Origin of the sequence: Nocardiopsis listeri, from assembly GCF_020741345.1 — a bacterium.
GTDB lineage: Bacteria > Actinomycetota > Actinomycetes > Streptosporangiales > Streptosporangiaceae > Nocardiopsis > Nocardiopsis listeri_A.
This window is the reverse complement of record NZ_DYZD01000424.1, coordinates 1-6008: the sequence shown is the minus strand read 5'-3', so window position 1 is coordinate 6008 and position 6008 is coordinate 1. Positions and strand designations below refer to the sequence as shown.

General features: G+C 69.4%; 5 protein-coding genes. 3 read left to right on the top strand and 2 right to left on the bottom strand.

Annotation, left to right across the window (positions count from 1 at the left end):
- Window positions 1-387 precede the first annotated feature (387 nt).
- Together dacB and K8V84_RS22885 are read left to right on the top strand one after the other, a co-directional pair.
- Window positions 388-1896 (top strand): D-alanyl-D-alanine carboxypeptidase/D-alanyl-D-alanine-endopeptidase, encoded by a 1509-nt coding sequence (gene dacB / locus K8V84_RS22890; RefSeq protein ID WP_304078566.1) that lies wholly within the window; start codon window positions 388-390, stop codon window positions 1894-1896.
- Window positions 1897-2151: 255 nt separating this feature from the next.
- Window positions 2152-4173: an AarF/ABC1/UbiB kinase family protein gene (locus K8V84_RS22885; RefSeq protein ID WP_304078565.1), complete on the top strand. Its 2022-nt coding sequence runs from the start codon at window positions 2152-2154 to the stop codon at window positions 4171-4173.
- Window positions 4174-4204: 31 nt separating this feature from the next.
- Here the strand turns inward: K8V84_RS22885 and K8V84_RS22880 are convergent, their stop codons facing one another.
- On the bottom strand, window positions 4205-4789 hold the full coding sequence (locus K8V84_RS22880) for a TetR/AcrR family transcriptional regulator (protein ID WP_304078564.1): 585 nt from the start codon (window positions 4787-4789) through the stop codon (window positions 4205-4207).
- Between the two features lie 40 nt (window positions 4790-4829).
- Entirely contained in the window at window positions 4830-5153 is a 324-nt protein-coding gene (locus tag K8V84_RS22875) for a multidrug efflux SMR transporter (protein ID WP_304078562.1), read from the bottom strand.
- Between the two features lie 332 nt (window positions 5154-5485).
- Between K8V84_RS22875 and K8V84_RS22870 the strand changes: the two genes are divergently transcribed.
- The coding region (locus K8V84_RS22870) for an Ig-like domain-containing protein (protein ID WP_304078561.1) at window positions 5486-6008 on the top strand (523 nt) is incomplete at its 3' end.

Sequence of the window (6008 nt, the reverse complement as noted above, 5' to 3'; positions counted from 1 at the left end):
GTGCGTCGAGGAACCGCCGGAGCTGCTCGACCGCGGCACCGGACACCGGGACGCCTGCCACTACTCCCAGGTGGTGGAGCTCATCTGAGGTGTTCCGGCGGTGCGCCGTCGGGGGCGATGGGATCGGACCGGCGTCGTGGAGGGGTGTTCCCTCCGCGACGCCGGTTCCTTGCGCCGGATCCCTCCGCCACCTTCGACGACACGCGAGATGACGAAAGTACCTGGTTTCAGGGGCGGGGCTCCGCTAGTTTCGACGCTCACGTTGTGACCGATCGGCTCCCTTCAGAAGGAGATCCCTTGACTCCCGCAGCCCCCCGACGGCCCACGCCGTTCCGACGACACGGAGCGTGGTCGGCGGCCACCCTCCTCACCCTCTCCCTCACACTGGTGACCACGCCGGCGCTGGCCGACACCGCCGATCCCGGGGCGAGGGCGGATGAGCTGCGATCCGACATCGACGCGATCCTGGAGGACGCCGCTCTGGAGGGCGCGACCTCCGGTGTGGTGGTCACCGACGCCGACAGCGGCGAGGAGCTCTACTCGGCTGAGGGCGACACCTCGCTGTTGCCCGCCTCCAACATGAAGACCTTCGCCACGGCGGCGGCCCTGCAAACGCTCGGCCCCGACCACACCTTCACCACGGAGGCCGTCGTGGAGGACGACGCCGCCGTAGGAGAGGTGCCCGGGCTGTACCTGGTCGGCGGCGGCGACCCGACGCTGAGCGCGGACGACCTCGACGCGATGGCCGCGGACGTTGCCGCCGCCGGGATCACCTCGGTGGGCGAGGTGTTCGCCGACGACACCTGGTTCGACGACCGGCGCCTGGTGGACGACTGGTGGCCCGAGGACGAGCCCTTCGCTTACTCCGCGCAGATCTCGGCGCTCACGGTGGCCCACGGAGACCGCTACGACACCGGGGTGACGGAGGTGACCGTGGCCGCCGCCGGCGACGGTGAGGCGGTGAGCGTGGACCCCGGCGCCGCCGAGGGCTACGTGGAGGTCGACAACCAGGCCGTCACCGGGCCGGCCGGGGGCGAGGACACCCTGGCGATCGATCGTCCGGTCGACACCAACACCATCGTGGTGACCGGGAGCCTGCCCGCCGACGCCGAGCCGTCGGTGCAGCTGCGCACGGTCGACGAGCCCGCCGGTATGGCCGGGCAGGTGTTCGTCCGGGCACTGGAGGAGAACGGTGTCGAGGTCGAGGGCGACGTCGCCCAGGGCGAGGTCCCCGAGGGCTGGGACGAGCCCCACACCGTCGCCGAGAACACCTCCATGTCCCTGGAGGAGATCCTCGTTCCGCTGATGAAGTTCAGCAACAACGGGCACACCGAGATGCTGGTCAAGAGCATCGGCCGGGAGACCGCGGACGAAGGCTCGTGGGAAGCCGGTCTGGTCGGGGTCGAGGAGGCCCTGCGGGAGCTCGGGGTGGACACCTCCGACCTGGTCCTCAACGACGGATCGGGGCTTTCCCGGACCGACCGGATCACCGCCGACAGCATGGTCGACCTGCTGACCCGGGTGCAGGACGCCCCCTGGTACGAGGGCTGGCACGACTCCCTGCCGGTGGCCGGTGACAGTGACCCGTTCGTCGGCGGCACCCTGGCCTCCCGCATGGACGGAACGGCGGCCGACGGCGTCGCGCAGGCCAAGACCGGCACCATGTCCGGGGTGAGCGCCCTGTCCGGTTACGTGCAGGGTCCGGACGGCTCGGAGGTCCACTTCAGCATCGTCAACAACGACCACGCCGGTGCGGCGCCCCTCCACGTGCAGGACGCCATCGTGGTCCGGCTCGCCGAGTACCTGGGCAACCAGGCGCCGGAGGGGACCACGTCCCTGCGCGGTGAGCCCGCGATGAGCGGGGAGTTGGAGTGCTCCTGGGAGCTGACCTGCTGAGACCGATAGCGCCCGTGCCGTCGCTCTGAAGGGGCGTCGCACGAGCGGTGACGAGGGTCCGTCGAGGGATCGACGGGCCCTCGTTCGTGTTCGAGGAGGCCGGCGCGGTTCGGTGGGGTTGTCCACAGGTCGGGGACGTGGGCTGTCGCGGGTCGGCCGGAGCCGGCAGTGTGGAACGCGGTGGGGTTCTCCCACCACCCTGTTCCCCCCACGGCGCGGCTTCCTGCCGCGCCGTGCCGCAGAAGGGCCTTCCGTGTGGAATCGCTGACCGTCACATCGGTGCTGGGCATGATCATCGGGCAGGTCTTCTCCCTGGTCGTGATGATCCTGGTCCTGTTGGGGCTGGGCAAGCTCGCCAGCCGGCTCATGGACGTCCCCTTCAACCTGCCACGTCTGGCGCTGGCCGCGATGTTCGGCGCACCGCTCGGGTCGGTGGGCGCGATCCTGGCCTACTACGGCTCCTTCGACGCGCTGAACACCGCGGAGCCGGCCCGGATGGACCAGCCGGGTTTCATGGCGCTGATGTTGTTCGCGATGGCGGTGGGCTCGATGCTCGCGTTCGTCGCCCTCGAACTCCTCATGCCGCGGGGCACCAGGGTCCGACCGGTCGCCATGCTCCGCGAGACCACCGACCTGTTCGGAAGGCTGGGTCGGTACCGCGGGATCCTGTGGATCCTGGTCCGGCACGGCCTGGGCGGATACGTCATAGGCCGACGGGAGGGGGTGGACGACACCTCGGCACAGCGCAGACTCGCCCGATCCCTGGTTCGCTCCATGGAAGAGGCGGGGGTGGTGTTCGTCAAGCTCGGCCAGGTGTTGGCCACCCGCCGTGACCTGCTGCCACCGGTGTTCGTCGAGGAACTGGGCCGGCTGCACAGCGAGGTGGCGCGGGTGCCCTACGAGGACATCCGCGACTGCGTGGCCGCCGAACTGGGGCGGGGGGTCGACGAGGTGTTCGCCGACTTCACACCCGAACCCCTGGCCGCCGCATCCATCGCCCAGGCGCATCCGGCGCGGCTGCTCGGTGGCGAGGAGGTGGTGGTCAAGGTGCAACGACCAGGGATCGGTCCGGTGGTCCGGCGCGACCTCGACATCATCCGCCGCCTCGCGAAGCGGGTGGACGAACACACCGACTGGGGGCCCGCGATCGGGGTGCGCGACCTCGCCGAGAGGTTCGCCGACGCGCTGCTGGAGGAGCTGGACTTCGAGGTGGAGGCGGCCAACATCGCCGCCGTCGCGGAGGCGTCCGTCGACTCGCCGGTGCGCATTCCCCGGGTGCATGAGGCCTACACCAGCCGTCGGGTGCTGGTGATGGAACGCCTGCACGGGAACCAGATCGACGGGACCGAGCTGCCGGAGCGGCGTGGGGAGGAGATCGCCAGGACACTGCTGGACTGTCTGTTGGAGCAGGTGCTCGTCGGCGGGATCTTCCACGCCGACCCGCACCCGGGCAACATCCTGCTGCTCGACGACGGAGGGGTCGGCCTGCTCGACTACGGGTCGGTGGGGCGGTTGGACGCCCGCACCCGGGAGGCGTTGCAGATGATGCTGCTGGCCATCGACCGGGGTGACGCGGTCCTGCTCACCGACACGCTCCTGGACGTGGTGGACGACCCGGGGGAGATCGACCCGGAACGGTTGCGCCGGTCGCTCGGTCAGTTCATGGCGCGCTACCTGCAGAGCGGGGCCACGGCCAGCATGCGGATGTTCACCGAACTGCTCATGCTGGTCACCCGGTTCGGGCTGGTCCTGCCGGCCGAACTGGCCGCGGTGTTCCGGGCGCTGGCCACCTTGGAGGGCACGCTGATGTTCCTCGCCCCGGGGTTCGACACCGTGTCCGAGGCCAAGCGGTACGCGGGTGCGCGGATGTCGGAGCAGTTGGGCGGAGGCAACCTGCGGGAGCTGGCGACGGGGGAGCTGCTGGCCCTGTTGCCGACCCTGCGTCGACTGCCACGTCGGCTCGACCGGATCACCGACCAGTTGCACAAGGGTCGGTTCACGGTGCAGGCGCGGCTCTTCGCCCACCCGGAGGACCGAAGACTCCTGCGCTCGGTGGTGCGCCGCGCGGTCATGACCGTCCTGGCGGTGGTCACCGGGTTCATGTCGGTGGGGCTGTTCAACGTGACCGAACAACCGGGGGTGGCCTGGTCGGACCTGGCCACGCACGCCCAAGCGCTCAACCTGTTGGCGTGGGTCCTGCTGGCGGCCACCGCGATGTTCGTCCTGCGATTGCTGGTGGACATGGTCCGGGACGGGGCGGAGAGCAAACGGAGCTGAGGGGCGGTCGGTGGCGCCTGTTCGAGGTCGGTCAGGCGGCTTGGTCGATCAGACGGCGCAGGGACCGGTACACCTGCTCGGCGGAGGGCGGTGGTTCCAGGACGCAGCAGCGCAGGAAGTAGCCGTCGCAGGTGGCTGCCACCCCGGCGCGGGTCTGCGGGTTCGGCAGGTAGGGGGCGAGGAAGGCGTCCAGTGCGTCGTGCCAACGCGTGACCTGATCCCGCAGGGTGGGGCGTCGGGCGGCGATGAGGAACAGTTCCATCTCGGCCAGAGCGTGGGCGCGGTCGTGTCCGACGCCTTCGGCGATGAGCGCCGCGAACCCGCGCAGCGCGGCGTCCGGTTCCTCGGGAAGGGTCTCCACCACCGACACGTAGGCGTCGTTCACCCGAGTGAGCGCGTCGACGAGGAGGTCGTCGATGGTGGCGTAGTAGTAGGTGACGGTGCTGGGCGGGACCGCGGCCTCGGTCGCCACGCGACGCTGGCTGACCGCGGTGACGCCCTCCCCGGCGATGATCGCCATGGTGGCGTCCAGCAGGATCCGGCGTCGCTGTTCGCCCTTGCGGCGGCGGCCGTCGCTGATGTTCTCCGGGTTCTCGATGGATTCCATGGTGCTCACGGTGTTCCTCCCACTCGACGACCGACCGGTGCGCGGGGGTTCAGTACCGCCCGCCCATCTCCAGGGCCATGACCCCGGCCATGACCAGGGCGATGCCGCCGATCTGTGTCCAGGTGAGGGATTCTCCCAGCAGTACCGCTCCGATGATGGCGACCAGGGCGACCCCGACGGCGGCCCAGGTCCCGTAGGCGACCCCGAGCGGCAGGCCTTTGGCGAGTGCCTGGGAGAGCGCGTAGAACGCGCCGCCGTAGCCGATGACCACGACGATGGAGGGCGACAGGCGGGTGAAACCCTCGGAGAGCTTCAGTGAGGTGGTCGCGATCACTTCCAGGATGATCGCTCCGGCCAACCACATCCACGGCATGGTGCGGCTCCTTCGTGTCCTTCGGGCCTGCCACAGGAAACCTGCTCGTTTGGTCAGTTTTCATTCGCCAAGAAACCTGAGCGAACGAACAAGATTCTACGCGGTGCATGATGGAGGAGCAAGGTGGAAGTGATTCGGTTCGGCCGAAAACCCACCCCCCGGCGGGCCGGCCACGTACCCCCTGGGTGTATTCTCGGCGATTCCGGACAAGGTGGGTCGGACACCATCCGATAACCGCTCCATACCGATACGCGGGAGTTCAGAACCTTTTCCGGACTGGAGCGTCTTACTGACGTAGGCCGGGTATCGAGATGTTCTATGGAGGTCCAGACGTGACGGGCAAGACCCAGTCGGCGGTGAAGCGCCGGTTCGGCATCGGACTCGTGGCGCTCGCGCTCGTCGCGACCGCGTGCACTTCAGGCGACGCCGAGACGCAGAGCAACTCCGACCCCGCCGCGGACGCGGAACCCGCCGAGCTGAGCATCACTCCGGAAGAGGGCGGCGAGGAGATCGCGCCCAACACCCCGGTTCGGGTCACCGCCGAGCACGGAACCATCAGTGACGTCCGGATCGAGCAGACCGTGGTCGGCGAAGCGGCCGTCCCCGACGGCGGCGAGGCCGATGGTGAGGACGACGAGGCCGAGCTGTACGAGATGACCGGGACCCTCAACGAGGACGGCACCGAATGGGTCAGTGACTGGAACCTGCGTCCGGGCTCGGAGATCGTGGTCACCGCGACAGCGGAGAACGAGGCCGGCGAGGAAACCGAGGTCACCAGCGAGTTCGGCACCCTGGACGCGGTCTCCGGGCAACGCCTGGAGTTGGCCTCCAACTTCCCGAGCTCCGGCGACACCG